This is a genomic window from Microbacterium sp. CGR2 (genome assembly GCF_003626735.1).
In the GTDB taxonomy this organism is placed as follows: Bacteria; Actinomycetota; Actinomycetes; order Actinomycetales; family Microbacteriaceae; genus Microbacterium.
Genome location: NZ_RBHX01000001.1, coordinates 166,460 through 193,298, shown reverse-complemented (window position 1 = coordinate 193,298; position 26,839 = coordinate 166,460). Strand labels below are relative to the sequence as shown.

The 26,839-nt window shown below is 67.3% G+C and carries 26 protein-coding genes and 1 tRNA gene; 23 read left to right on the top strand and 4 right to left on the bottom strand.

Translation table 11 applies throughout. The annotated features are described in order from the left end of the window. Window positions 1-15: 15 nt before the first annotated feature. From D7252_RS01000 to rplL, 3 genes are all read left to right on the top strand, one after another. Window positions 16-1,809: a glycoside hydrolase family 15 protein gene (locus D7252_RS01000; RefSeq protein ID WP_120773698.1), complete on the top strand. Its 1,794-nt coding sequence runs from the start codon at window positions 16-18 to the stop codon at window positions 1,807-1,809. 314 nt (window positions 1,810-2,123) lie between these two features. Beyond that, window positions 2,124-2,612 carry a 50S ribosomal protein L10 gene (gene rplJ / locus D7252_RS00995; protein WP_120773697.1) on the top strand — a complete coding sequence of 163 codons (489 nt, stop codon included), beginning with the start codon at window positions 2,124-2,126 and terminating at the stop codon, window positions 2,610-2,612. Between the two features lie 48 nt (window positions 2,613-2,660). Further along, window positions 2,661-3,038 carry a 50S ribosomal protein L7/L12 gene (rplL, locus tag D7252_RS00990; RefSeq protein ID WP_120773696.1) on the top strand — a complete coding sequence of 126 codons (378 nt, stop codon included), beginning with the start codon at window positions 2,661-2,663 and terminating at the stop codon, window positions 3,036-3,038. A gap of 81 nt (window positions 3,039-3,119) precedes the next feature. On the opposite strand, the gene D7252_RS00985 is transcribed toward rplL, so the two are convergent. Next, window positions 3,120-4,121, bottom strand: a complete 1,002-nt coding sequence (locus D7252_RS00985) for a LacI family DNA-binding transcriptional regulator (RefSeq protein ID WP_120773695.1) — start codon at window positions 4,119-4,121, stop codon at window positions 3,120-3,122. Window positions 4,122-4,402: 281 nt separating this feature from the next. Here D7252_RS00985 and D7252_RS00980 point away from each other — a divergent pair, with 281 nt between their 5' ends. The 8 genes from D7252_RS00980 to D7252_RS00945 all read left to right on the top strand — a co-directional run bounded on the left by D7252_RS00980 (window position 4,403) and on the right by D7252_RS00945 (window position 13,404). Beyond that, window positions 4,403-5,722, top strand: a complete 1,320-nt coding sequence (locus tag D7252_RS00980) for an ABC transporter substrate-binding protein (protein ID WP_120773694.1) — start codon at window positions 4,403-4,405, stop codon at window positions 5,720-5,722. A gap of 99 nt (window positions 5,723-5,821) precedes the next feature. Further along, window positions 5,822-6,961: a carbohydrate ABC transporter permease gene (locus D7252_RS00975; RefSeq protein WP_120773693.1), complete on the top strand. Its 1,140-nt coding sequence runs from the start codon at window positions 5,822-5,824 to the stop codon at window positions 6,959-6,961. After that, window positions 6,958-7,935, top strand: a complete 978-nt coding sequence (locus tag D7252_RS00970) for a carbohydrate ABC transporter permease (protein WP_120773692.1) — start codon at window positions 6,958-6,960, stop codon at window positions 7,933-7,935. Before D7252_RS00975 ends, D7252_RS00970 begins: the two co-directional genes overlap by 4 nt. A 78-nt stretch (window positions 7,936-8,013) precedes the next feature. Further along, window positions 8,014-9,402, top strand: coding sequence for a cystathionine beta-synthase (locus tag D7252_RS00965; protein ID WP_120773691.1), 1,389 nt, complete (start codon window positions 8,014-8,016; stop codon window positions 9,400-9,402). A gap of 60 nt (window positions 9,403-9,462) precedes the next feature. Beyond that, the gene (locus tag D7252_RS00960) at window positions 9,463-10,626 is read left to right on the top strand and encodes a cystathionine gamma-synthase (protein WP_120773690.1); all 1,164 of its coding nucleotides are present in this window, start codon (window positions 9,463-9,465) and stop codon (window positions 10,624-10,626) included. A gap of 90 nt (window positions 10,627-10,716) precedes the next feature. Continuing rightward, on the top strand, window positions 10,717-12,102 hold the full coding sequence (locus tag D7252_RS00955) for a multidrug effflux MFS transporter (protein WP_374225752.1): 1,386 nt from the start codon (window positions 10,717-10,719) through the stop codon (window positions 12,100-12,102). A gap of 31 nt (window positions 12,103-12,133) precedes the next feature. Further along, window positions 12,134-12,775, top strand: a complete 642-nt coding sequence (locus D7252_RS00950) for a phosphatase PAP2 family protein (protein ID WP_251050554.1) — start codon at window positions 12,134-12,136, stop codon at window positions 12,773-12,775. Window positions 12,776-12,792: 17 nt separating this feature from the next. Then, window positions 12,793-13,404 carry a GNAT family N-acetyltransferase gene (locus tag D7252_RS00945; RefSeq protein ID WP_120773688.1) on the top strand — a complete coding sequence of 204 codons (612 nt, stop codon included), beginning with the start codon at window positions 12,793-12,795 and terminating at the stop codon, window positions 13,402-13,404. A gap of 51 nt (window positions 13,405-13,455) precedes the next feature. Here the strand turns inward: D7252_RS00945 and D7252_RS00940 are convergent. Continuing rightward, a tRNA-Ser gene (locus tag D7252_RS00940) sits at window positions 13,456-13,543 on the bottom strand. Between the two features lie 234 nt (window positions 13,544-13,777). Here D7252_RS00940 and mpaB point away from each other — a divergent pair. The 12 genes from mpaB (at window position 13,778) to D7252_RS00895 (ending at window position 23,388) form a co-directional block, all read left to right on the top strand. Continuing rightward, entirely contained in the window at window positions 13,778-14,803 is a 1,026-nt protein-coding gene (mpaB, locus tag D7252_RS00935) for a daptide biosynthesis RiPP recognition protein (RefSeq protein ID WP_120776727.1), read from the top strand. Continuing rightward, complete coding sequence (gene mpaD, locus D7252_RS00930; protein WP_251050549.1) at window positions 14,800-16,083, top strand: daptide-type RiPP biosynthesis aminotransferase; 1,284 nt, start codon at window positions 14,800-14,802, stop codon at window positions 16,081-16,083. Before mpaB ends, mpaD begins: the two co-directional genes overlap by 4 nt. Further along, entirely contained in the window at window positions 16,080-17,264 is a 1,185-nt protein-coding gene (gene mpaC, locus D7252_RS00925) for a daptide-type RiPP biosynthesis dehydogenase (protein WP_120773686.1), read from the top strand. The genes mpaD and mpaC overlap by 4 nt, the downstream gene beginning before the upstream one ends. Before the next feature lie 5 nt (window positions 17,265-17,269). Next, the gene (gene mpaA1, locus D7252_RS20295; protein WP_259461028.1) at window positions 17,270-17,401 is read left to right on the top strand and encodes an MpaA1 family daptide-type RiPP; all 132 of its coding nucleotides are present in this window, start codon (window positions 17,270-17,272) and stop codon (window positions 17,399-17,401) included. Between the two features lie 42 nt (window positions 17,402-17,443). Beyond that, on the top strand, window positions 17,444-17,569 hold the full coding sequence (gene mpaA2, locus D7252_RS20560; protein ID WP_374225751.1) for an MpaA2 family daptide-type RiPP: 126 nt from the start codon (window positions 17,444-17,446) through the stop codon (window positions 17,567-17,569). Between the two features lie 27 nt (window positions 17,570-17,596). Then, window positions 17,597-17,716, top strand: coding sequence for an MpaA3 family daptide-type RiPP (gene mpaA3, locus D7252_RS20500; protein ID WP_308162432.1), 120 nt, complete (start codon window positions 17,597-17,599; stop codon window positions 17,714-17,716). A 64-nt stretch (window positions 17,717-17,780) separates the two neighbouring features. Further along, window positions 17,781-18,608 carry a daptide-type RiPP biosynthesis methyltransferase gene (mpaM, locus tag D7252_RS00920; protein WP_120773685.1) on the top strand — a complete coding sequence of 276 codons (828 nt, stop codon included), beginning with the start codon at window positions 17,781-17,783 and terminating at the stop codon, window positions 18,606-18,608. After that, window positions 18,595-20,295 carry a daptide biosynthesis intramembrane metalloprotease gene (mpaP, locus tag D7252_RS00915; RefSeq protein WP_308162431.1) on the top strand — a complete coding sequence of 567 codons (1,701 nt, stop codon included), beginning with the start codon at window positions 18,595-18,597 and terminating at the stop codon, window positions 20,293-20,295. Before mpaM ends, mpaP begins: the two co-directional genes overlap by 14 nt. Further along, entirely contained in the window at window positions 20,282-21,004 is a 723-nt protein-coding gene (locus tag D7252_RS00910; RefSeq protein ID WP_251050547.1) for an ATP-binding cassette domain-containing protein, read from the top strand. The genes mpaP and D7252_RS00910 overlap by 14 nt, the downstream gene beginning before the upstream one ends. After that, window positions 21,001-21,729: an ABC transporter permease gene (locus tag D7252_RS00905; protein ID WP_120773683.1), complete on the top strand. Its 729-nt coding sequence runs from the start codon at window positions 21,001-21,003 to the stop codon at window positions 21,727-21,729. Before D7252_RS00910 ends, D7252_RS00905 begins: the two co-directional genes overlap by 4 nt. Beyond that, window positions 21,726-22,460, top strand: a complete 735-nt coding sequence (locus D7252_RS00900) for a hypothetical protein (protein ID WP_120773682.1) — start codon at window positions 21,726-21,728, stop codon at window positions 22,458-22,460. Before D7252_RS00905 ends, D7252_RS00900 begins: the two co-directional genes overlap by 4 nt. Before the next feature lie 37 nt (window positions 22,461-22,497). Continuing rightward, a complete protein-coding gene (locus D7252_RS00895; protein WP_120773681.1) occupies window positions 22,498-23,388 on the top strand; it encodes a rhodanese-related sulfurtransferase in 891 nt (296 codons plus the stop codon). 3 nt (window positions 23,389-23,391) lie between these two features. Here the strand turns inward: D7252_RS00895 and D7252_RS00890 are convergent, their stop codons facing one another. Together D7252_RS00890 and D7252_RS00885 are read right to left on the bottom strand one after the other, a co-directional pair. After that, window positions 23,392-25,656, bottom strand: a complete 2,265-nt coding sequence (locus D7252_RS00890; protein ID WP_120773680.1) for a DUF3488 and transglutaminase-like domain-containing protein — start codon at window positions 25,654-25,656, stop codon at window positions 23,392-23,394. Further along, a complete protein-coding gene (locus tag D7252_RS00885) occupies window positions 25,643-26,833 on the bottom strand; it encodes a DUF58 domain-containing protein (RefSeq protein WP_120773679.1) in 1,191 nt (396 codons plus the stop codon). The genes D7252_RS00890 and D7252_RS00885 overlap by 14 nt, the downstream gene beginning before the upstream one ends. Window positions 26,834-26,839 lie beyond the last annotated feature (6 nt).

The following is a 26,839-nucleotide window of genomic DNA, read 5'->3' as shown; positions in this document are numbered from 1 at the left end:
TGCCACAATCAGCAAATGCCTGCACCGATCGAGGACTACGCCCTTCTCAGCGACTGCCGCACCGGCGCTCTCGTCTCTCGCGAAGGGAGTATGGATTGGCTCTGCCTGCCCCGGTTCGACTCGCCCTCGTTGTTCGGTGCGCTTCTCGGCGAGCCGAGCAACGGACGGTGGAGTCTCCGGCCGCGCGACGCCGACGCGACGGCGGAACGGCACTATCTCTCTGACACGTTCGTCCTCGTCACGCGCTGGAACAGCGCGGATGGCGTCGCGGAAGTCCACGAGTTCATGCCGTTGGAGCCGGACCGCACCGACGTCGTGCGAAGGATCGTGGGAATCTCGGGTCGTGTGGAGTTCGTCACCGAGTTGCGCCTGCATTTCGACTACTCGCGCTCGCTGCCCTGGGTGCGGCAGGTGGGCACGCACTCGGCGCCGGCTCTGCACGCGGCGGCCGGTCCGGAGGCCGTGATCGTCCGCGGTACGCGCCTCACCGCCCAGAATCACGCGCATCACGGCAGCGTCGTGATCGAAGCCGGCGAGCACTGCGACCTCGTGCTGAGCTGGTTCCCCTCGCACGAGCAACCGCCGGCGCCGCTCGACGTGGAGGCCGCGTTCACGGCGACGCAGACGTGGTGGCGGGAATGGGCGAGCGGCATCGTCCACGACGGTCCGCATCGCGATGAGGTCGTCCGGTCGCTGCTCGTGCTCCGCGCATTGACCAACCGTGACACGGGGGGCATCGTCGCCGCAGCGACCACCTCGCTGCCCGAGGAGTTCGGTGGTTCCCGCAATTGGGACTACCGCTACGTCTGGCTGCGCGACGCCGCGCTCACCCTCGAAGTGCTCATCTCCCACGGTTTTCTCGCCGAGGCCCACGAGTGGCGCCAGTGGCTGCTCCGAGCGATCGCCGGCGAGCCGAGCGAGGTGCAGATCATGTACGGCATCGCGGGGGAGCGCGACCTGGCAGAGCGGGTGCTCACCAGCCTCCCCGGCTACGAGGGTGCCGCGCCGGTGCGGATCGGCAACGGCGCCGTCGACCAGTACCAGGGCGATGTCATCGGCGAGGTCCTCGTGGCACTGGAGGCGGCACGGCTCGCAGGCCTGGAGGAGGGCCCGTTCTCCTGGCCTCTCCAGCGCGCCCTGGTGGAGCGCGTGACCGCGGGGCTCGACCGACCGGACAACGGCATCTGGGAGATCCGCGGCGAACCGCAGCGGTTCACACACTCCCGCGTGATGATGTGGGCCGCACTGGATCGCGGTGTGCGTGCTGTCCGGGAGCACGGGCTTGCGGGCGATGCGGAGCGATGGGAAGCCGCACGCGATGCGCTTCGGCGGGAGATCGACGACGCAGGGGTCGACCCGGACGGCGGATACTTCGTCCAGCACTACGGTTCCGCAGAGGTGGATGCCTCCCTGCTCGTGCTGCCTCAGGTCGGCTACTGCGCCGCCGATGATCCGCGGATGCTGGCCACGGTCGCGCGGATCGAGAGCACGCTCCTGCGCGACGGTTTCGTCCTCCGCTACCGCACGGAGAGCGGGGTCGACGGACTCCCCGGCGATGAGCATCCGTTCGTCGCGTGCAGCTTCTGGCTCGTGGAGCAGTATGCGGCGAGCGGGCGCATCGCCGACGCCGAGGATCTGATGCGCCGACTCCTCGCGATGGTGAACGATCTGGGGCTGCTGGCCGAGGAGTACGACGTGCCCCATGATCGTCAGGCCGGGAACACTCCGCAGGCTCTCTCGCATCTCACGCTCATCCGCGCCGCAGACGCGCTGGCCGGTCACACCGGTCGCGCAGCGGACCGTCACTGACGGTCGCCGACATCGCTTCCGTCGCACTTCTGCACCTCTCTCAGCGCCGGGTGGCTGCAGAAGCGCGACCGGAGCACGGCGGTGATTTGGGAGGGCGGATGCGGTGAGGTAGAGTTGTACCAACCGAAGACCGCTGGTCATCGTCGTGCGTGCAAACGTCAGGCGATCGAAGCTCTGCAGAAGCAGGGTCCCGCGCAGGTGTCACGAACTTCTCAAAGCTCCGTGCGCTTGCGCCGGAGCTTTTTTCTTTCTGCAGGTGGTCCAGGTCGGCGCCCCACCACCGTGCGGCGCCTCGTACACACCAAGGAGTGACCATGACGCAGAAGGATGCATCGGTCGCCGAGCTCACGAAGTCATTCGAGAACTCGAACGCCGTCCTGCTGACCGAGTACCGCGGTCTGACGGTTGCCCAGCTCAAGGAGCTGCGTAACAGCATCCGTCAGGACGCCGAGTACGCCGTGGTGAAGAACACGCTGACCAAGATCGCCGCGAACAAAGCGGGGATCACTGCGCTGGATGACGACCTCAAGGGTCCGTCGGCCGTCGCTTTCGTGCACGGTGACTTCGTCGCCACCGCCAAGGCTCTGCGTGACTTCGCCAAGGCCAACCCGCTTCTCGTGATCAAGTCCGGCGTCTTCGAGGGCAACGCCCTCTCCGCCGACGAGGTCAACAAGTACGCCGCGCTCGAGAGCCGTGAGGTTCTGCTGGCGAAGGCTGCGGGAATGATGAAGCAGACGATGGGCAAGGCTGCGGCCACCATCGACGCGCTTCGCGAAAAGCTGGAGACCGCCGAAGCCGCGTGAGCGGCCGGCGATCTTTTCTCACAAACCCCATCTATTAGGAGATACATCATGGCGAAGCTCACCACTGAGGAGCTGCTCGAGCAGTTCGCTGGCCTGACCCTTGTCGAGCTCAACGACTTCGTGAAGGCGTTCGAGGAGAAGTTCGAGGTCACCGCTGCTGCCCCCGTCGCCGTTGCCGGCGCAGGCGGCGGAGCTGTCGAAGAGGTCGAGGAGAAGGATTCCTTCGACGTCATCCTCGAGGCTGCTGGCGACAAGAAGATCCAGGTCATCAAGACCGTCCGCGAGCTCACCTCGCTGGGTCTCGGCGAGGCCAAGGCCGTCGTCGACGGTGCCCCCAAGGCCGTGCTCGAAGGCGCGACCAAGGAAGCCGCCGAGAAGGCGAAGGAAGCCCTCGAGGCAGCAGGCGCCACGGTTACCCTCAAGTAATCAGCGTCTCACCGCTTCACCGAAGGCCCCGGGTTCGTCCCGGGGCCTTCGTGCGTTCGGGCGCGGGTCGCCGAGCCCGGGTCAACGCGGAGCGGCGGTCGAACTGCGCATCACCAGGGCGGATGCTGCGGCGGCGGGCTCCAGCGGTGCATCCGGATGGGCCATCCGGCGGGTGAGCAGGCGGACCGCTTCATGCCCTTGCTCCCGGGGCGACTGCCCGATCGTGGTCAGCGAGAACATCTCGGCATGTTCGTGGTCGTCGATACCCACCACGCTCAGCTCGGTCGGCACGGCGATGCCGAGGCTCCGCGCGGCGATCACCGCACCGATCGCCGCCTCATCGCACACCGCGACGATGGCCGTGGGTCGGTTCCTCCGATCGCCGAGCAGCCCGGCCGCCCCGGCGTACCCGCCCGGCATCGTCGGCAGAGCACCGGCGACGCGCGCGTGGGCGCCGAGACCCGCCGCCTGGAGCGCCTCGCCGTAACCGGCGAGGCGGCGGGCGTCGCCGACGCTCAGCGTGGCAGCATCCGTCGACCCGCCGAGGAACGCGATGGCGGTGTGCCCGAGTTCGATCAGGTGTTCCGTGGCGATGCGGGCGGCCGCGGAGTCGTCGATCCCGACGGCGTCGGACTCCTCGGCGTGAGGGCCGACGCACACCAGCGGCCCCGACCGCTGCAGGCGTTCGAGTTCGACCGTGCTCGGCATGATGCCCACGGCGATGATCCCGTCGAACCGCCGGCGGGGGAGGATGCGCTCGAAGAGCCGTTCCCTGGCGGGGGAGCTCTCCGGCACGCCGTAGAGCGAGAGGTCGTATTCGAGCGCCAGCAGCGACTCCTGGATGCCGGCGAGCAGCTCGGCGTGGAACCAGCGGTCGACCGGGGGCATGACCACGCCGACGGTCTGTGTTCTGCCGGTGGCGAGGCTGGTCGCAGAGGAGTGCGCGACGTAGGCGAGATCGCGGGCGGCATCCGCCACCTGGCGACGGGTCGTCTCGGAGACGTAGCCTCGTCCGCTGAGCGCACGGCTCGCCGTCGCCTTCGACACGCCGGCACGTGCCGCGACATCGGCGATCGTGCTCATCGGTCCTCCTCGACCTGGTCGCGCGGCGCTCGGGCGACGTCGCCACGCGTGACGGGTGTCAGCGTATCCGTTCGAGACGCGAAAGGGAACCGGTTCCATACGCTCACCGAGGGAGCGCTCCCACGGCGAACCTTTCCCGAGGGCGAAAGGTTGCGAGCTTGTGACCCTGCACTGTTGTGTCGGGGAGCGGAAGCCAAGTAGGTTGGCCTGGAATCGGTTCCTCACCGACACCAGGGGTGGCGTCGGGCGAGGGGGCCTTGTACTCGAAGAGGAGAATTCACATGACTCTGTCACAGCGTTCCCGGCGGCTCATGCCGCTCGCCCTGCTGGGGGTCGCGGGCGTCGCGCTCGCCGGATGCGGGGCACCCGGCGGTGCACCCGAGGGTGGAGGTGGCGGGGGTGACGACGACAAGAGCGTCACGATCTACGGCACCATCGTCGACGCCGAGGCCGAACTCCTTCAGGAGTCCTGGGCGGACTGGGAAGAAGAGAACGGCATCGAGATCAAGTACGAGGGGAGCCAGGACTTCGAGACGCAGCTCGGCACCCGCGCACAGGGCGGGAACCCGCCCGACATCGCGATCTTCCCGCAGCCCGGCCTGTTCGCGGACTACGCGTCCCGCGACTTGCTGAAGCCGGCACCGGATGCGGTCGAGGAGAACGCGAACGAGTACTGGACCGAAGGTTGGGTCGAGTTCGGCACCTACGAGGACGAGTTCTACGGCGCGCCGCTGATGGCGAGCGTCAAGGGCTGGATCTGGTACTCCCCGACGAAGTTCCAGGAGTGGGGCGTCGAAGTTCCCAAGACGTGGGACGAGATGATCGCCCTCACCGACACCATCAAGGAGAAGAGCGGTGCCGCACCGTGGTGCGCGGGCTTCGAGTCCGGTGTCGCCACCGGCTGGCCCGGCACTGACTGGGTCGAAGACATCGTGCTGCGCAACTCCGGCACCGAGGTCTACGACCAGTGGGTCGAGAACGAGATCCCCTTCACCGACCCGCAGATCAAGGAAGCCTTCGAGCAGGTCGGCACCATCCTCCTGAACCCGGAGTACGTCAACGCCGGTCTCGGTGACGTGCGCTCGATCAACTCCACCGCGTTCGGTGACGTCGCTCCCAAGGTGGCCGCGGGCGAATGCGCGCTGACGCACCAGGCATCGTTCCTCTCCGGCTTCTTCCCCGAGGGCACCAACGTCGCCGAAGACGGCGACGTGTGGGCCTTCATGACCCCGGGTGAGAGCGCAGACGAGACGATGATCACCGGTGGCGGCGAGATCGTCGGCGCGTTCAGCGAAGACGAGTCGACCCAGAAGGTGCTGGAGTACCTCTCCAGCCCGGAGTGGGCAGACAGCCGACTCGCGCTCGGTGGTGTGACCTCGGCGAACAAGGGCATCGACATCGAAGCCGTCGAGAACCCGATCCTCCAGGAGTCCATCAAGCTGCTCCAGGACGAAGAGGTCACCTTCCGCTTCGACGGTTCCGACCAGATGCCCGGCGCCGTCGGCTCTGGCACGTTCTGGAAGGGCATCGTCGCCTGGATCAACGGCACGTCGACCGATGAGGTCCTCACGCAGATCGAGACCGGCTGGCCCGCCAGCTGATCGAGCAGGAGGGCCGCCCTGCGGGGCGGCCCTTCTCGCTCACGGTCCCCACGCGTTCGTGCGGACCGCAGATCCCGCACGCGTGACGAAGGGGCATCCGTGAACGCGACAGTATTCTTCCAATGGATCGGCACGCTCCCGCCGATCCTGCAGGCCCTGGTGGTGGTCATCGCCTTCGCGGTGGTCGTCGTCGCCATCCTGCTTCTCGTGGACATCGCACCGCGCAAGGGCGCGCTGTACACCGGCATCCGGCTGGCGATGTGTCTTCTCATCCCGCTCGCGGTGATGTGGTTCTTCAACTCCTACTACTGGGCCATGGGAGTGGCGGTCGCGGTCGGCGCGCTGTTCTTCTTCCTGGACTACCGGTCCCGCGACGGCGCGGGCTACCTGATCCAACTCGTCGCGTTCATGGCGCCAGCGCTGCTGCTGCTGCTGGTCGGACTCATCCTTCCGTCGCTGCAGACGGTGTACTCCTCGTTCTGGAACTCCACCGGACAGAACTTCGTCGGCTTCGCCAACTACATCTGGATCTTCACGCAGGAAGACGGTGTCACCTCGGTGGTGAACACCATCGTGTGGGTGCTGCTGGTGCCGACTCTCTCCACGCTGATCGGTCTCGCCTACGCCGTCTTCATCGACCGCACGCGCGGCGAGAAGATCTACAAGGTGCTCGTGTTCATGCCGATGGCCATCTCGTTCGTGGGAGCCAGCATCATCTGGCGGTTCGTGTACACGTACCGCGGTCCCGAGTTCGAGCAGATCGGTCTGCTCAACCAGATCCTGGTCTGGTTCGGCGGCGAACCCCAGCAGTTCCTCCTCAACGAGCCGTGGAACAACCTGGCGCTGATCGTGGTGCTGATCTGGGTGCAGACCGGTTTCGCGATGGTCGTGCTCTCGGCATCGATCAAGGGCGTTCCGGCGGAACTGCTGGAGGCGGCCGAACTCGACGGCGCCAACGCGTGGCAGCGGTTCTGGTCTGTGACGATCCCGTCGATCCGGCCGGCCCTCATCGTCGTTTTGACGACGATCTCGATCGCCTCGCTGAAGGTCTTCGACATCGTTCGCACGATGACCGGTGGAAACTACGGAACCTCGGTGCTCGCCAACGAGATGTACACCCAGTTCTCCAAGTTCGAGGCGGGACGCAGTGCCGCGCTCTCCGTCATCCTGTTCATCCTGGTGCTGCCGATCGTCATCTACAACGCACGCCAGCTCAAGAAGCAGCGGGAGATCCGATGACCACCTCGACGAATTCCGGCACGGCCGAGCCCACGGCGGATGCCGCGAGCACAAGGGCCATCACCACGGGGGGACGCCTCGACGCCTCTGCGGGTCGCGTGCGCAAGCGTCTCAGTCGCCCGTGGGCCACGGCAGCGTCGATCCTGATCGCGGTGCTGTGGACGATCCCGACCCTGGGTCTGTTCATCTCCTCGTTCCGGCCGCGTGACGACATCGACAGCTCCGGGTGGTGGGAAGCCTTCACCAACCCGGAGTTCACCCTGGACAACTATGTGGCGGTGCTGCAGTCCGGAACCACGCAGCTGACGATCCTGGAGTCGTTCTTCAACTCGATCGTCATCACGATCCCGGCTACCCTCATCCCGCTGATGATCGCGGCGATGGCGGCGTATGCGTTCGCGTGGATCGACTTCAAGGGCCGCAACGCCCTGTTCATCTTCGTCTTCGCCCTGCAGATCGTGCCGATCCAGATGGCATTGGTGCCGCTGCTGACGTCGTTCTCGACCGGCATCAACCTGTTCGGATTGCAGACGACCACCGGCCTGAATGCGTCGGGTGGATACGCCCAGGTGTGGATCGCGCACACGATGTTCGCGCTTCCGCTGGCGATCTATCTGCTGCACAACTTCATGTCGGAGATTCCGGGCGAGATCATCGAGGCGGCGCGAGTGGACGGTGCCTCCCGTGGCCAGATCTTCTTCCGGGTCGTGCTGCCGCTGACGATGCCGGCGATCGCATCCGTGGCGATCTTCCAGTTCCTGTGGGTCTGGAACGATCTGCTCGTCGCTCTGGTGTTCGCAGACGGCGCCGCTTCGCCGATCACGAAGGTCCTGGCCGAGATCACCGGTCGCGGTGAGGGCTGGTACCTGCTGACCGCCGGAGCGTTCGTCTCGATCATCGTTCCGCTGATCGTGTTCTTCGCCCTGCAGCGCTACTTCGTTCGCGGACTGCTGGCCGGCTCGACCAAGGGCTGACCCTCCGGTGCATGGGGGAAGCCGCGGGCGGGTGCAACATGTCCCCACCCGCGGCATCCGCCGCCGTACCCTGAAGTCATGAAGTACGCAGAGTCCATCGTCGACCTCGTCGGCGACACGCCCCTGGTGAAGCTCCAGCACGTCACAGAGGGTGTCGCGTGCACGGTGCTCGTGAAGCTCGAGTACCTCAACCCCGGGGGCTCCGCGAAGGACCGGATCGCTCGGCGGATCATCGATGCCGCAGAGAAGGCCGGCGATCTGCGGCCCGGCGGCACGATCGTCGAACCCACCAGCGGGAACACCGGTGTCGGTCTGGCGCTGGTCGCGCAACAGCGGGGCTATGCGTGCGTGTTCGTGGTGCCGGACAAGGTCGGCGCCGACAAGATCGACGTGCTGCGGGCGTACGGCGCTGAGGTCGTGGTGACGCCGACGTCGGTCGCGCCGGACAGCCCGGAGTCGTACTACAGCGTGAGCGACCGCCTGGCGCGCGAGATTCCCGGTGCGTTCAAGCCGAATCAGTACGAGAACCCCAACGGGCCGCGCAGCCACTACGAGACCACGGGTCCGGAGATCTGGCGCGACACCGACGGCGGCGTGACCCACTTCGTCGCGGGAGTGGGGACCGGAGGCACGATCACCGGCGCCGGGCGCTATCTCCGCGACGTCTCGGACGATCGGGTCCGCATCATCGGCGTCGATCCCGAGGGGAGCGTGTACAGCGGCGGAACCGGTCGCCCTTACCTGGTGGAGGGGGTGGGCGAAGACATCTGGCCGGGGGCGTACGACCCCACGGTTCCGCACGAGGTGGTGGCGGTGAGCGACGCCGAAGCCTTCGCGATGACACGGCGCCTGGCCAGGGAGGAAGGCATCCTCGTCGGTGGCTCCAGCGGCATGGCGGTCGTCGGCGCGCTCCGCACCGCACGAGACCTGCCCGCGGACGCGGTGATGGTGGTCCTGCTCCCCGACGGCGGCCGTGGCTACCTGGGCAAGATCTTCAACGACGGATGGATGCGCTCCTACGGTTTCAGCGACGTGGAGGAGGGCGAGACCGTCGCCGATGTGCTCACGGCTCGAGCGCATCGTCGGGCCGGAGGACCGCACTCCGCGATTCCGGACCTCGTGCACGCGCACCCCAGCGACACCGTGCTCGAGACCATCGCGATGATGACCGAGTTCGACGTGTCCCAGTTGGTCGTCCTCAGCGCCGAGCCGCCCGTGATGATGGGCGAGGTCGTCGGCACCGTCGACGAGAAGGGGCTGCTCGACCTCCTGTTCCGCGGAGACGCGAACCCGACGGACGCCGTGGGCGACCATGTCGGCGAGCGGCTCCCGCTGATCGGCATCCACGCGTCGGTCGCACAGGCGCGCGCGGCGCTGGCCGATGCCGACGCGCTGCTCGTGACAGAAGATGGCAAGCCGCACACGGTGCTCACGCGGCAGGACCTGCTGGCGTACCTGTCGCGGTGACGACGACGCGGGACGTAACAGGAACGGATGCCGCGCGCGCCCCGGTCGTAGGCTGAGGTCATGTCCGAGCATGCCTTCGCCACCCGAGCCATCCACGCGGGCCAGGCGCCCGACCCGACGACCGGCGCGATCATCCCGCCGATCTACCAGTCCTCGACCCATGTGCAGGACGGCATCGGCGGCTTCCGCGAGGGGTACGAGTACAACCGCGCCGGCAACCCCACGCGTTCGTCCCTCGAGACGCAGCTCGCGGCGCTCGAGGGCGGGTCCCGTGCGCTCTCCTTCGCATCCGGACTCGCCGCCGAAGATGCGCTGCTGCGCGGCATCCTGAAGCCCGGCGATCACGTGCTGCTGGGCAACGACGTGTACGGCGGCACGTACCGTCTGCTCACCAAGGTCCTCACGCCGTGGGGCATCGAGACCACGACCGTCGAGCTCGCCGACGTCGACGTCATCCGCGCGGCCATCCGCCCGGAGACGAAGATCATCTGGTTGGAGACTCCGAGCAACCCCCTGCTGAAGGTCGTCGACATCGCGCAGATCGCCGAGGTCGCGCACGCGGCGGGGGCCATCGTCGTGGTGGACAACACCTTCGCGTCGCCCGCTCTCCAGCAGCCTCTCGCACTGGGGGCTGACCTCGTCGTGCACTCGACGACCAAGTACCTCGGCGGGCACTCCGACGTGCTCGGAGGAGCGGTGGTGTTCGGCGACGAGCGCTTCTTCGATCAGGTGAAGTTCCAGCAGTTCGCTGTCGGTGCGGTCTCGGCGCCGCTCGACGCCTGGCTGACGACACGCGGCATCAAGACTCTGGCCGTGCGGATGCGTCAGCACTCGGCCAACGCGCAGGCCATCGCCGAATGGGCGGCGGGACGCGATGAGATCGAGCGGGTCTTCTACCCCGGTCTCGCCTCGCACCCTGGACACGACATCGCCGCGAGGCAGATGAGCGGCTTCGGCGGGATGCTGTCACTCGGGCTGGCCGCCGGAGCCGACGCGGCGAGGGCATTCGCGGAGAGCACCTCGCTCTTCCAGCTCGCCGAGTCGCTGGGCGGCGTGGAATCCCTCATCGGGTATCCGCCGGAGATGACCCACGCGTCGGTGCGCGGCACCGCGCTCGCCGTTCCGGAGAACGTGGTGCGGCTCTCGGTCGGCATCGAAGACGTCGACGACCTGATCGCCGATCTCGACGAAGGGCTCGCACGGGTCGCTCGGCTCGCTCACTGATTCCCGCACCTGCGGACTCCGATAGCATGGACGCTTCCCCTGGCCGAATCGTTTCGACCACGCACGCCTCCTGAATTCGGAAGGACCGTCGTGCCTGACGCTCCCCACACTGGCCCCACTCCTTCGACCCCGCAGCCGGGCCGCACGACCACCGGCGGCATCCGCACCGTCACCGGCAGCATCCGCACGTCCACGGCGACGGGCGCCATCCGGACACTCGGCGCGAACCCCTCGACGGCGCCCATCATGCTTCACCCCGGCGACGCGCTCTCGCACGGGCGCCGGACGCTCTACATCGTGCTGCTCGGGGCGCTCACGGCGCTCGGGCCGTTCACGATCGACCTGTATCTCCCGGCATTCCCGGTGTTGGAGGAGGATTTCCAGACCACTGCGGCCGCGATCCAGCTGACGCTCACCGGGACCATGATCGGCTTCGCGGTCGGGCAGCTCGTGGTCGGACCGCTCAGTGACAAGGTCGGGCGACGGGTTCCGTTGATCGCGGTGACGGCATTGCACGTCCTCGCCAGCCTCGGCGCGGCGTTCGCGCCGGATCTGGCCCTGCTCAGCGCTGCGCGCGTGCTGATGGGCATCGGTGCGGCGGCGGGTGGCGTGGTGGCGATGGCGATCGTCCGCGACCTGTTCGGCGGTCGCCGGCTGGTGGTCATGCTGTCGCGGCTGGCTCTGGTCTCGGGCGTCGCGCCGGTCATCGCCCCCCTGATCGGCTCCTGGTTGCTGACGCTGATGCCGTGGCGGGGCATCTTCGGCTTCCTCGCCGCCTACGGCATCGTGATGCTGGTGTCGGCCGTCCTCTTCGTTCCGGAGACGCTCCCCGTCGCGCGACGACAGGACCGCGGCGGCGCGACCATGCTGCAGCGGTACCGTTCAGTGCTCTCCGACCGGGTGTTCCTGGGTGTGCTGGTCATCGGCGGCATGACCTTCTCCGGTCTGTTCTCGTACCTCTCCGCATCTCCGTTCCTGTTCCAGGGGACGCATGGCCTCGATGCCCAGCAGTATGGCCTGCTGTTCGCGGTCAACTCGCTCGGCGTCGTCGCGGGAGTGCAGGCCGCGTCTCGGTTGGCCGCCCGGTTCGGGCCGCAGTGGGTGCTCGCATACTCGACCGGCGTGATGCTGCTCGCGGGCGTCACGATCATCCTCACCGACCAGCTCGGCCTCGGGCTGTGGGGCACGGTCGTGCCGCTGTTCGTCTTCATGACCGCGTGCGGCTTCACCTTCCCGAACGTGCAGGTGCTGGCGCTGGACCGTCACGGGAAGGCAGCGGGGACGGCGGCGTCCATCCTCGGCGCGGTGAACTTCGGTGTCGCGGGTCTGGTGTCGCCGGTTGTCGGATGGGTGTCCAATGATGCCGGCATCACTGCGACGACCATGGCCTCGGTCATGGTGGGATGCGCCGTGATCGGCATCCTCGCGCTGTGGCTGATCGTCCGTCCGCGGACTGTGGCGATGCTCAATCCCTGAGTGTTCAGGATTCATCAGCCAGAATAAGACGATGAACAGGCGAATGCTGCTGTGGTGGGGTGTCGGCTGCCTCGTCCTCGCGACGGCGCTGGGCGCCGCGATCGTGTTCGGCTACTCCGAGCCCCCCGGGTTCGATCAGTGGTGGAACCAGATGATCGCCGGCATCCGCGGCGATTGGATGCTCTCCTTCGCGCTCGCGATGGACTGGATCGGCGGCGGCTGGGTGGCCATCCTCGGGGTGCCGTTGCTGGCGATCCTCACCCTTGTGCTCACACGGCAATGGCGCAGTGCCATCTTCGCCGCGATCTGTTTCGCCGTCAGCGCGGGTGTGGTGCAGCTGCTGAAGCAGCTCTTCGGCCGCGCTCGACCGGACGACATGCTGGTGCTGAGCGACTACGGCTCGTTCCCCTCTGGTCATGCAGCCAACGCCGCAACGGTCGCATTCGTGTTCTGGATCCTGTTTCCCCGAGTGTGGACGGCGCTCCTCGGCGCTCTCTGGATTCTCGGGATGGCCCTTTCGCGCACGTTCCTGTCGGTGCACTGGGCGACCGACACCCTGGGTGGAGCGCTCGTGGGCGCGGGTGTTGTTCTGGTGCTCGGCGCCTGGCTCCTGCCGTGGGCGCGGGGGCCGCAGCAGGATATGTCGGCCGATAAGCTGACGGCGCCCCGATAGATCCCGAGGAGTCCGCAATGTCGAGCATCCGCCCCTACCGCCCCGCAGATCGCGCCGCCGTGTCCGAGATCTGTGTGCAGACCGCGGATGCGGGCGGCGACGCGACGGGCATCCTGAGCGACGACAGCCTCTGGGGCGACCTCTTCGCCGTCCCCTACGTCGAGCGGCATCCGGACCTCGCCTGGGTGGTGGAAACCGATGACGGCCGCGCCATCGGCTACATCGTGGCGACCGACGACACGGATGCGTTCTACACGTGGTTCCGCGACGAATGGTGGCCTACGCGCAGCGCGGCCCACCCCCGACCGGCCGAGATCGTCACGCGGGAAGATCGCATGGTCGACTACGGCTACACCCGGATGCCGGGCATCGAGCCGAACGCGGCCGAGTACCCCGCTCACCTGCACATCGATCTCCTGCCGGAGACGCAGGGTCAAGGCCTCGGACGCCGACTGATGGAGACGCTGTTCGCCGAGTTGACGAGGCGAGGCGTGTCCGGGCTGCATCTGGGTATCGACCCGAACAACGTCGGCGCTGCCGCGTTCTACGAGCGTCTCGGAATGACGCGGCTCCCCGCCGCTCCGGGCGCGCAGAGCTACGGCGTGCGCTTCCAGCCTGCCGGAGACTGACGCTCCGGTCGATGCAGAAAAGGCCCCCGCTGATGCGGGGCCCTTTTTCTCTGGCGGTGACGGCGGGATTCGAACCCGCGGTTGCTTGCACAACACACGCTTTCCAAGCGTGCTCCTTCGGCCGCTCGGACACGTCACCAGGTAACAACCTGTCCATCCTATCCGATGGCTCGGGTGGGCAGTGACAGGTCATCCGGTGCGGGTGCCGACGCGACGCGCGCTCGACAGCGAGACCTGCGCGCAGAATATTGCACCTTGTAGGGCTTCTCTATAGCCTCATACGAGGACGTATCGAGGCCAGATGAGCTATGACAGCGGGAGGAAGCATGCAGGGGAGCGCGAGCTGGGCGCGACGCACGCGAGGCGGCGCATGATGCGAGAAGACGCAGAGGGGACCGCGCCGGAACTCGTGGGACCGCGGGCTCTGCGCGAATGGCTGACCGGAGCCCGAGAGTCGTATCCGCGGGTGTTCCTGGTCGACAACGGGGCCACGGCAGAAGGTGTCGAGGAGGTGGCAGGCGCGGAGGACGTGATTCTTCTGCCTGCGGAGAGTGGACCGTTCGCGGGGCGTGCCCGCGTCGTGCGGTACCGGGGCGCCCTGAATGAGGTCGGCGACGAGCTGTTCATCGGTGAACGCGGTGTGGAACTCCAGGAGTATGTCGCTGCGGCATTCGTCCATATCGTCGGTCCCACCGCAGTGTGCATCCTCGACGCATCCAGCTGGCGGGCTTTTCTCGACGACGCCGAACTGGCTCGTCGAACCGGAGTATTTCCGTCGGCATTGATCGACCCGCGCGTTCTCCTCGCGGATCGCGCCGCCCTGGCGAGACCGGGTGAGCTCGAGAAGCCGACCGCCATCAGAGTGAGCGCGGAAGGCAGGGTCAGCGTCGGTGTACAGGGCGAGGTCCTCGGCGGCGTCGACGAGCTGCTGGCCTTGCTCGCCCTCCCGCTCCCTCGTGCCGTGGCGTGGGGAGATCGTGCGCCGCGAGAGGTGCTCACGGATGACGGGCGCAATCGCGAACGGATCGAACGGTACCTCAACGCGACGGACCTCATGAAAATGCTCCGGCTTGCAAACGGGGCCGCAAAGATCTCGGGATTCGGGTGGTCCCTTCTCGACGACGGTCTCGCCGATGCCGAGCCGCTGACCGCGGATCCATTCCTGCTGGAAACGGCAGAGGGCTTCGTGTTCGCAGACACCCGAACTCTGCGCCGCCAGCTGCTGTCGCCGTCGACGGCCACGGTGGTGGCCGCCACTCAGACCTCGAGCACGCTGGAGATCGCGGTCGAGCGAGTGGCTCGGCAGCTTCGTGTGCGTACTCCTGTGGCGAACGTGCTGTGCCTCGAAGCTGTCGCCGCGCTCGACGCCCACTTCGGAAGGCGAGTCGACGCCTCATGATGGTCGAAGGAGAGCGGACGTCGAGAGTCCCTCATGCGCTCTGGACCTCGATGCTCCCTGCAGACGCGAGCTTCACGCGTGATCGTGTCGCCGTCTCCGCCGCCGGGCATCGCATCGAATTCGCTGACGGAACCACACGTCTGTGCGCGACGAGCGGACTGTGGAATGTTCCACTCGGCTTTGGGAACCTCGCGGTGGCCGAAGCCGTGAGCAAAGCGACTCACGACGCCTCCTACCTGTCGTTGTTCAGAGCGCCGCACCGGTACGCGGAAGTTGCGGCGGATGCTCTCATCGAACTCGCGGACCCGACCAGATACAGCCGGGTCGTCTTCTCCACGTCGGGCGGCGCGGCCAACGACGCCGCGATGAAACTCGCACGACAGTATTGGTTCCAGAAAGGCGCCAGGTCCCGTTCGCTCATCGTCGGTCTGTCAGGCAGCTACCACGGCACCATGTACGGCAGCCACGCGCTGAGCGGAGACGCACTGCTGCAATCCGTCTATTCGGTCGACCGCCGGTCGGTGAGGCACGTCGCGCACGATGACGACGGAGAAGAGCTGGAAACGCTGTTGAAGCGTGAAGGCTCCAGAGTGGCCGCTATCGTCGTCGAGCCCATCCTGGGCAGCGGTGCACACGCACTGTCGGACGTGTTCATAGATCGCCTTCTCGCCCTGCGCGACGAGTACGGGTTCCTCATCGTCGCGGATGAGGTGGCCACAGGGTTCGGCCGCACGGGGTCGATGCTCGCCACCGACGAATGGGCTGCCGGACCCGATGTGCTCATCCTGTCGAAAGCGTTGACCAACGGCGCGATGGGGGCAGCGGCGCTCCTCGTGGGGGTCCGTGTCGCTTCCGAATTCGTCCGCGGTGGCTGGACCTTCGTCCACGGTGAGACACAAGCGGGAACGCCGGCCTGTGCGGCCGCCATTGTCGCGGTGATCGACGAACTTCGCCGTATCGACGTGGAATCGACCACGCGAGCCCTTGCGGCGGAGCTGCTGCGCCTGGCGAGATCGTGGAAGACGGACGGTGTCGTGACGGAGATGACAGGACGTGGCTGCTTTCTCGGACTGGGGCTTCGACACCAGAATGAAACGCCGCTCTCCGGGCTCGAGGTGCTCCGAGTGGTCGCCGCCATCGCCGAGAACGGCGTCCTCGTGCAGCCCGGGCCGAGCTCCATCGGGCTGATTCCGGCGTATGGATTCACCGCCAGCGATCTACTCGAAGTGGATTCGGCTGTGCGGGCCGGGCTGGCGCAGGTCCAGGGGGAGTTCGCGTGACCTCGGGATTTGCAGGAAGGGTTCCCACACTCTGGCACGGGCACGGGGTGGCCTCTCAAGTGGCTGAGCGCCTCACTGCAGGGCGTGAGACCCTCGTGATCACGGATGCGGCGCTCACCGTCCCGTTCCTGGCGAGTTGCCCGGCCAGGAGGATAGAGGTCGACGCGTCGTCAGCAGACATCACGATCGCGGTCGCGATCGCACGGAAGATCGCTCGCTGGCGGCCTGACGTCATCGTGGCTGTCGGCGGAGGCAGTGTTCTCGACGTCGGCAAGATCGCCTCTCTTGCGCTCGCCGGAGGGCGGGTGCTCGACTACGTCGTGGGGCATGCCGCACGGTCGGCGCTGACCTTCTTGCCCGATGCTCCGCCGCCCATCGATATCGTCGCAGTTCCGACGACATTGGGCACCTCGTCGGAAACCAACAGCGTCGGCGTCGTCACCAACGAAGAAGGCCATCGGCTCATCGTCGGACGTTCCCTGCGACCGCGCCATGCCATCATCGATTCGCTCAACCTGAGCACTCTCACGCCCGACATGGTCGAAGAGGGAGCGCTGGAGGCGTTTCTCCGTCTGGCGGGCGCATCCACGAGTTCACAGAGAAGCCCGAGAGGGAACAGCGATGCCGTCGCTCTCGGGCGCGCTCTCCTCGAGTCGGCGACTCGTGACTCGGCTTCTGCTTCGGGACGACTGCGCCTCGCGCGTCTGAGTGCGGCCACCCAGCGCACCGCTGCTCTGCGGGGCCGAGACCCGTACAGTGCCCGTCATTGGTACGTGGCGAACGAAGTCTCGTTCCTGCTCGGGATTCGCAAGATGGTCGCGACGGCAGCCGTGATCGCTGCGGTCTGGCGCCGGATCTGCTCCGGAGACAGACGGTGGGGTGATCGGCAGAGCCTCGAGAACTTCTGGGCAGGCGTCTCGCAACGAGCGGACCTTCCCCTGGACCCAGCCGAGGGCATATCCGCCCTCATCCGACGCTGGAGAATTCCCATTCCGAGAGCGCCGAACGCCGACCATATCTGCCGTATCGCGGTGGCCACCGAGAAGGCATGGGGAAATCGCCAACCGATGCTCGCCGAACTCGTGGCGGAAGACTTCTGCGATGTGCTCCGTGATTCCCACTGGAGCCGACAGAAAGTCGGCGAAGGCGGCCGACCTTCCTATTCCGTTCGAAGGGGGTGAATCGAATGAACACAAGGGTAGAGAAGATCCAGTTCCAAGAACTGGACGAGATGGAAGCGCCCAGTTGGGAGAGCTTCTACAAAGGCGCGATTGGCGCGCTGGTGCTGATAGGCATCGGCGCGGCCGCTGCGACGTGATCCCGCCGGGACCGAGATCGAGACGGAGAGAGGAGGTAGGCGATGCAAGCTGTGTCGCCGAGGCTCGAGTTCACTGAACTCGAGGCGATGGAAGCACTGAATGACACCGATGATTTCGTTCGAGGATTTGCCGTGGGCGTGATCATCGGAATCCTGGCCTTGACGTAGGAATGGCCGCCAGCAAGGAGGTGGGAATTGCAGAAGAAATCGCTCGAGTTCGTGGAACTCGAACAAATCGACGCGCCGCTTGAATGGTGGGAGCACGTGAGCTACATCATCACCATCGTCGGTGGTGCGGCAGCGATCGCGACCTGACCGAGGGGGTGCGGGCGGTCTGGTCGCCCGCACCCCATTGGTCCCGATGAGAGGTGATGAGTGAATGTCAGGTTCGATCACCGACGCCATATCGGCGCGGCTCGACACGGCGGGGGCGGCTGCCCGGGAGCAAGACCTGTACGCAGGAGCGGGCACAGACTTCTACGAGCGGCTGGTGGGTTGCGACCGTGCGGAGATCAGAGAGGTGCTGGCGCTCGCGAGAAATACCGCGGGGCCGATTCTCGACGTCGCCGCAGGAGGTGGCCGGCTGACGGTCCCCCTGGTGAGAACCGGCAGGCGGGTGACCGCGATCGATCTCTCCGACGACATGCTCGCTCACCTCCGTCGGGCCTTGCCGGATGAGGCGGGGCTGGAGTGTGCCGTCGCGGACATGCGGGACTTCTCGTTGGAGCGTCGATACGGGCTTGTCGTCATCGGTGCGACATCCATCACGTTGCTCGACCGTCCGGGAAGGTCGCGCCTCTACGCGAGTGTGCAACGCCACCTTGCCGTTGACGGGGTCTTCGCTTTCACCGTCGCGACAGGCGCCTCGGCGGCGAGCCTTGCAGTGCCCAGAGACGAAGAGATCAGCGTCCCCGGGCCGGGTGGGGACGAGACCTACGTGTTCTCGCAGCAGATGGAGGAGGATGGCGCCGCGCGTCTCGTCAACTGGGTTCGTGCCTCCGACATCGCGGACGGCCGCGAAGTGACGGTGTTCACGAGTCGCCTGCGAGTGCTCAGCCCCGAGGTGCTCTCGGACGAGCTGGTCGACGCCGGCTTCGCCGCACCCGAGATCTCTCCCATTCGAGCACATCGCGGGGTGGACATCGTTCTCCTCAAGACGGTGTGCGCGGCACGCCGGGGAGGGGTGCGCGACGATGCTTCCTCCTAGTTCCGCTCGCCGACGAAAGCCCCTCTCTTCCGCTCCACTCACTGCGGACGCCCGCCCGCTTCTCGCTGTCGGCGTCGCGTTCGAGGAAGCCGCAGACGAGGGTATGTGGATTGCGGTGCACCATGACGTGCCCACATCAAGGGTCTCGCGGACGGTCGTCGATCTGCTGACAGCGATGGATGGCGAGACCGGGCTGCGCGATCTGCACAGGCGCTTCGCCGCCTCCGAATCGATGGAGAGTTTCCTTCACCTGGTCCAGCGGTTCCGTGCCAGTGGACTTCTCGAAGGTGACACGAACCTCCCACCCGGACGAGTGACCTATCGGCCACCTTTCACCGTGCAGATCGCCACGCTCCGCGCGCCCGCCATCTTCCGCCGTCTGGATCGCCTGGTCTTCCCACTGTCACGTCGACCGCTGCAGGCAGCAGTTGCCGTCCTGATGTGCCTCGGGCTCGTGGCCGCGATCCTGCAGGTGAGAGACCTGCTGAACGTCCTCAGTCGGCCGCTGCCGCTACCGGACCTCGTCATCCTCGTCACTGCACTGTCATTGATGACCCTGCTTCACGAGACTGCGCACGGACTCACTCTCACGAGGTTCGGCGGAAGACCCCGCCGGGCCGGCTTCATGCTCTTCTACCTCACTCCGGCATTCTTCGTCGATGTGACGGATGGCTGGCGCCTCCCGGGCCGCTGGCAACGCGTCGCCGTCGCACTGGCAGGACCTGCAGTGCACGCCGTCGTCGCTGCGATCGCGCTCCTCGCCGCGCTGATGCTTCCTCAACCGGCCGTCGACCACACCCTCCTGCTTCTCGCGCTGTCCTGCATCGCCATCGTCGTGGTCAATCTGGTCCCGTTCGTGCGGTTCGACGGCTACATCGCGCTGATGAGCGCACTGGACGAGCCGAATCTCCGGGGGCGAGCGATTCGTGACGGCGCGAACTCCCTGACCCGCTTCCTGTTCGGCGGGCCGCAGCTGAGCAAGAACGTGGACAGGTGGTGGAGCGTCCCGTTCGGTCTTGCAAGCCTCCTCGCCCCGATCGCGCTGGTGCTGTTCGCCGTCGCCCGCATCGGCAGGGCGCTCGCCGGAGGCGGGCCGGCTCTCGGTCTGCTCGTGGTGGCACTGGAAGCCGTGGTCGTCCTCGTCGGCATCGTGATCCTCGTCAGGGCGCTGCATCGAGTCCTCCGGTCGAGTGTTTCCCGCCCCCGATTCTTCGCCGTCATCTCCGCCCTGGTCGCCGGCGGCGTGATCGCAGGAGCCTCGATTCCGGTGCCCCTGGTGACCACGCTCGGTTTCATCACTGACGGTGACCGTGTGGTCCTCGTGCGCACAGGTGGGAAGGCCCAGTCGGACGTGCCGGAGGGAGCCCGCGTCGTACTGATGAACACCGGCCTTCTCGCGAATGAGCAGGTGGGTGACGGCACAGTCACCCCGCAGCGACCGCAACCGACGAAGGTTCCACTCGATGCTCTGTTTCCCGTGGCGGCGGAAGGTGTGTCGGTTCCCGCGGCGGTCGTTGCCGGCGTGGACGTATCCGCAGGGGTCGGGATCTTGCCTTCCGCGGGGCAGGCGCGAGTCGAGCTCGGCGTGGGAAGTCTGTGGCAGAGCCTCTGGGCGACCGGCGTGACGGTGCCGCTGTCAGGGCTGCAGAACGAGAAGGAGAAGCAGGAAAGGGATGACGATGAATGATCATGCGATTGAAGTCCGAGGACTCACGAAGAAGTACGGCGGGCGGGTCGCGGTCGAGGAGCTGTCGTTCGTCGTGCCGCGGGGGTCTATCGTCGGGCTTCTGGGCCCGAACGGCGCAGGGAAATCGACCACGTTGCGAGCCCTCGTCGGCTTGCTCACGCCGACGAGCGGTGACAGCCTCGTCGACGGCGTGCCGTTCTCCGCACTCGACAATCCCGCATCGCACGTCGGTGTCCACATGGACGGGTTCGGCTTCGAAGTGGGCATCACTGCGCGGCGGCACCTGGAGATCTCCCGACTCGCGACCGGCGCACCGCGCAGCCGCGTCGCCGAGGTGCTCGAGGAAGTGGGCCTCGCCTCCGATGCCCACCGCCGCGTGAAGACCTTCTCGACGGGGATGGCCCAGCGGCTCGGGTTGGCGGCAGCCCTCATCGGATCGCCTCGAACCCTCATCCTCGACGAGCCTGCGAACGGGCTGGACCCGGACGGCATCCGCTGGCTTCGTAGATTCCTCCGCGGCTATCGCGAAGCCGGCGGAACCGTGCTGGTCGCCAGCCATCAACTGGCTGAGCTGGAGCAGGTCGTGGATGAGGTCGTGATCATCAAGCGGCGGGCGCTCTTCGCCGGGCGTCTCGGCGACCTCGTGACGAGCGGAGCCGATTCGCTGGAGAGCAAGTACTTCGATCTCGTGGAAGGAGCGCTGGCATGAGGGGAGGGATTCGCAGCGAAGTGCTGCGTTCGGTGAGCGGACTGTCCATCGTGGCGATCTACTTCGTCGCCTTCCTCATGCCCGCGTTCGTGCTCTTCTCTGACGGCTCGCGCTTCGACCTCGCGGGCCTCGAGCCCGGCGCGGCCACCAGCCGCCTGCTGGAGCCGCTCGCCTGGTCCGCCATCTCGGCGGCGTTCGTCGGTGCATACGCTGTGACCCGCGAGTACTACTACGCCTCGATGGAGAGAACGCTCACCGGGGTCGGTTTCCGTCGTACGTTCTGCGGAAAACTTGTCGCGGGAGCGCTGGTGGCGATCGCGCTTTCGGTCTGTGTCTCGGCGCTGTGGACAGCGGGCGTCTGCTTCATCCTGAGCCGGAACGGTATGTCGCTCGCTCTCACCCCGGAAGCCTGGCGAACGTATGCGGGGGCGCTGGCCGGTGCGATCCTCGGCGCACTCATCGGAGGCGCCATCGGCTGGATCGCTCGGAACTACTATCTGACCGCGGTCATCGTTCTCGCTTTCCCGATGGCGGTGGAGCTCGCGTTGTTGCGCACAGTTCCGGAGGTGGCGAAATTCTCGCCCGGTCTGGCCCTCGCTGCCTTGAGCGTTCCCGGGTACCAGGGTCGGCTGCTCCAGTTCGGGCCCGCCCTCGCAGTCGGGCTCGCGTGGGCCGTCGGCCTGGTCGCGGTCGCGTGGGTTCGGGGACGCAGGAGGGGGGCGTGATCGGCAGGGCTCTTCGAGCTCAGGCGCGCAGCTTGGCGGGTGACGTCGTCCTGCTCGGGGTGTGTGCGGCGGCGTTGCTGCTGTCGCTGTCGTTGGCGATGACCATCACGCCGGAATTCGCGGATTCCCCGCTCGAGGTCAGAGAGGCGCTCGCCGCGCCGTTCGGCACGGTGCTCACGACCTACGGCGCTGTTCTCGCCGCCGTCTACGGTTCGTTCCGATACACCATCGACCGGCGTGATGGTGTCGTCGCTCAGCGCCTGATGCTGCAGCCTCGATGGACGACCTTTCTCGTCAGGTTGCCCGTCTCGGCGCTCGGCGGAGCGGTCGTCTCGCTCGTCGGTCTCGCTGGTGGTCACACAGCCCTCGCCCTCGTCATGGGGACTGTCCCGGTGGATTGGTCGTCCATCGCAGGCGCACTCGCGGTCGGTGCCGTTGCGGGCCTCTGGGGAATGGGACTGGGGATGATCGTGCAGGCTCATCTCGTCGCCCTGTTCGTCGCTTCCATGTCGATGGGCGTGGCGATGCTCGTCGTGACGTTCTGGAGCGCCGGCGCCGTCTACCTCCCCGTCCTTGCGCTGCTCGAAGCCTTCCGGTTCGATGTGACCGCCGTGGGAGTCCTGCCCGACGACCGCCTCGGCAGCTCTCTGGCTGCCCTGGTGTCGGCCGGCTGGGTGCTCGCCGCGCTTCTGGCGGGAGGGATCACATTCATGAACCGCGACGTGAGGTAGCGGCCACGCATCCGCGAACTCGACGTAGTATCCCTAGGTGGCAACACCCAAGATCGTCCTTTTCTACGCCTTCACGCCCCTCGCGGACCCGGAGGCCGTCCGGCTGTGGCAGCGCGACCTCGGCGAGGCGCTCGGCCTGCGTGGCCGGCTGATCATCTCGAAGGACGGCGTCAACGGAACGCTCGGCGGCGACATCCGTGCGCTCAAGAAGTGGGCGCGTTCGTTCCGCTCGTATGCGCCATTCAAAGATGCCGACATCAAGTGGAGCGACGGAACCGGTGTCGACGGGGAGGGCCGCAGCCTGGACTTCCCCAAGCTCAGCGTCAAGGTGCGCGACGAGATCGTGTCGTTCGGTGCCCCGGGGGAGCTGCGTGTCGATGAGCACGGCGTCGTCGGCGGTGGCATCCGATTGACCCCCGAGGCCCTGCACGAGCTCGTCGACGAACGGGGCGACGACGTCGTGTTCTTCGACGGTCGCAACGCGCTCGAAGCGCAGATCGGACGCTTCCGCGGCGCGGTCGTCCCCGACACCGAGACGACGCGAGATTTCGTGGCGCTCCTCGACTCGGGCGCCTACGACGACCTCAAAGGCAAGCCGGTGGTCACCTACTGCACGGGTGGCATCCGCTGTGAGGTGCTGTCGAGCCTGATGACGGCCCGCGGCTTCGGTGAGGTGTATCAACTCGAGGGTGGAATCGTCCGGTACGGGGAGAAGTACGGCGACGAGGGCCTGTGGGAAGGCTCGCTCTACGTCTTCGACAAGCGCGGTTCCATCGAGTTCTCCGATCAGGCCCAGGTTGTCGGGCACTGCGTCGGATGCGGCACGCCGACCAACCGCACGGCCAACTGCACCGACCTGTCCTGCCGTGCACAGTTCGTCGTCTGCGGCGATTGCGACGCCGTTCCCTGCGCCGAACACGCGGCCTGACCGTCAGGCCGGCAGGACGGCATCCGCTCCGCGCATCACGAACAACGAGCGCGGCAGCAGCAGCGCGTGGATCCGCGTGGGACGGTCGACACTCCTGACGAGACCCGCGAGCACGACGGCGAGCGGTGCGGCCAGATCGGCTCCGTCCTCCGCGGAGCGCGCGAAGTTCGCCCGCTCGACGGCATCCGTCAGTACGCGCATCGCCGCCGGATCGACCGCGCTCTCGCGCACGAGCGACGCACCGCGCATCCGTGGAGAGTCGGCATCCGAGACCGGCAGGTGAAGGTCTCTCAGGGTGTCGCGGAGTTCGGCCCACGCCGCTCCCGCGTCGCCGCGGCGCGCACGGCTCATCCGCAGCCCGCGCTCGATGCGGCGAAGGATGGCGGGCAGGAGCAGGACCACCAGGATGCCGGTGAACGTGAGCACCACCGGAGTCGGGTCGAGCTGTCGCAGCTCACCCGCGGTTCCCTCCGCGTCTTCGGTATCCCCGCGTTCGATCTCGGGTCCCGATGTCTCTTCGGTCTGGGGCGCGGAAGTGGGAGCCGGCGATGCCGGGCCGCCGGTCTCTCCGCCCGCGGTGGCGCCCGTCTGGAACTCGGTCGGTACGCCCAGCGATGCGGTGGGCTCGAACGGCACCCACCCCACCCCGGGGAAGAACACCTCCGGCCACGAATGCAGCTGGTCGCTCGTCACCGAGAAGACCGACTCCTCACCGCGCTTCTCGTCGGTGAGCGATCCGGGAAGGTACCCGACGACGATGCGCACGCGCATGTCGAGGCTCTCCGCCATCAGGGCGAAGGCCCCGGCGAAGTGCACGCAGTATCCCGACTGCACGTCGAGGAATTCGGCGACCGCGTCGGCCCCCGTTCCGTCGAAGCCCTCGTCGACCGGTGTCTCCAGCGAGTAGACGAACTGGGACCGGAACCAGTTCTGCAATGCCACCAGCCGGTCGTAGTCGCTCGACGCCGCGGCGGTGACCTCTTCGGCGAGACGCGGGATGATCTCCGGCAACTCCACGTCCGTCTCCTCATCCTCGACGGGCCCTGCCGCATCGCGGCCGCGGATCTGCTCGAGAGTGGGAAGGACCCGCGTGGATTCGACGGTGTAGTCGTTGCCGGTGGCCTCCGCGCTCCGCGAGACGAGCGTGCGGTTCTCGGTCGCCACGCGCCACGATCCCGTGAGCCCCTGGACGCTCACGGCCGGGTAGGGGACGGGGAGCCAGGAGCTCGACATCCGAAGCACGCGGATCGAGGTGTTCTGATCCTCCGTGACGATGTCATCGCCCCAGTCCGGTTCACCGAAGCCTTCGTCCTGAGACTGCATGGTGCCGCGATCGGGCTGCCAGACACGGCCGTCGAAGCGCGACAGGGTCGTCAGGCGCAGGTACGGGGCGGTCTCTCCCTCGGCTGCCACAGTCAGCACCTCGACGGGATTGGGCTGCCGTAGATCGTCGCCGAGTCGGAGGGAGGCGTCGACGGTGACCCCGACCCCGGTGCCGGCGAGGTTCGCCGTGACGGGAAGCGCGGGTGCGATGGCGATCGTCCCCGCCAGTGCCGCCGCGCCGACGGCGACGCTCAGTGCCACCGAGGATCGCCGAGGAGAGAGCGGATGGCGTCGCGCGGTGAACCGGAACAGGAGAAGCGCGACCACGCCGAACACCGCGAACCAGACGAGGTGTGGTTCGCCGAGGGTGGCGATCATCGGCACGGCGCCGGCCACCCCCATCACCAGGACGGCGAGGATCGCGGCACGACCGGCGATCAGATGGTCGAGGGTGATCGTGATGATGGCGAAGCCGACGCCCATCGCCGCCGTGAGCGCCGGGGACGCTTCCAGCGGTGCAGACCCGAACGTCACCTCGTTCCACGCCGCGACCCCCCGGGTGGCGAACACGGAGACGGTGGTGGGCGTCGGGATGATCCCGAAGATCGCCGTGTCGCCGGCCACCGTCCGGGTGAGAAGCGCGACGGCGACCACGCTCTGAACGACAAGCGCCCCCAGACCACTGAGCCCGAGGGAGCGCCGCCGGAGGAGCCAGCGCATCAGCATCCCGACGGCTGACAGGACGACGATCACAGCGAGGACGGTGAACGACCAGGCGCCCGGCTGGATGACCGCGGTGAACGGCCACATGGCCACGAACGAGGTCGCCGCAGTCAGCGCCCCGGGAAGTACGACTCCGGCGGCTTCCTCACGATCACGATGCCAGCGCGGCACCGCCCTCGCTCCGGATCGCGCGGCCGCAGTGGAACCCTCAGCCCGGAACATGGCCGACTCCGATCCGGGCAGAGACCGCCTCGTCCCATGCCTCGGCGACGTCGGATCCGAGTCGAGCGACCGTCCATCCGTGCTGCGTCGCAGCCGCGGTGGCGCCCGGCAGGAGATCGCTGCTGAAGAGCATCGCCGCTGCGGCGCCGGAAGGTCGCAGCAGCGCGGCATCCTCTTCGTCCAGCGCACCGGTGATGTACACCAGGGGGCCCGGGGGTGTCCCCCCGATGAGGGCCCCGAGTTCCCTGCTCTCGCCACGCGGAACCACCAGAGCCAGCGCGACGAGCAGGCCGTCGCGGTCATCCTCGTGCCCGCGCAGCGCACCCAGTGCGTTCCCGGCGCTGTCGATCACGTCGACGCTGTAACCTTCCGACGCCAGGTGCACCGCGGCTGAGGCGCAGAGCGAGACGGCCGCCTCGAACGTCGGGTCGGCCTCGTTGCCTCGTGCGGTCCAGCGGTGGCTGCTGTGATCGAGGACGACGAGCGCGTCGGGGCTGGACTCCTGCTCCTCCTGGCGCACCATGAGTTGCCCGCGGTGCGCGGTGGCTCGCCAATGGATCCGCCGCATCGAGTCGCCGGGGATGTATCCGCGGGGGGAGAGGTTGTCACTGCCCTGTCCGAGCCTGCTGGAGGAGGTGTGAGCGGTGCCGCCCGCCGCTCCGACGCGCACCGCGAGCGGGGCGAGGGCGAAGATCTCGGGGACGACGGTGATGCTCCGGGTCTCACCGAACGATTGCTCCCGCTGCGCGAGGCCGAAGGGGTCGACCGTGCGCAGCATCAACGGGCCGAGCGACCAGACCCCGCGGCGCACGCCGGTGATCTGATAGCTGAGCTGACCGGACTCGGGAGGGTACTCGCCGCCGGAGTCACCCTCCACCGCGTCCGGCAGCACGTCGTGCCAGAGTCCGTGCGGCACGCGCAGCGCACGGAGCGCGAACCGCACCGTCACCCGCGAGGTCTCGGACACGGTCAGCAGATCCGTCGAGATCTGACGGCTGACGGTCCCCGACCGTCGAGGCATCCGCACGGCGATGACCGAGCACAGCGTGAGGAGCGCCAGGAACAGGCCGATGTAGACCAGGATGCGGGTGCCCACGAGATTGGCGGCGATGAGACACCCGACTGCCGCGACGAGCGTGCCCGCGCCACGCGGGGTGAGGATTCGTCGTCGTCGCATGGTCGG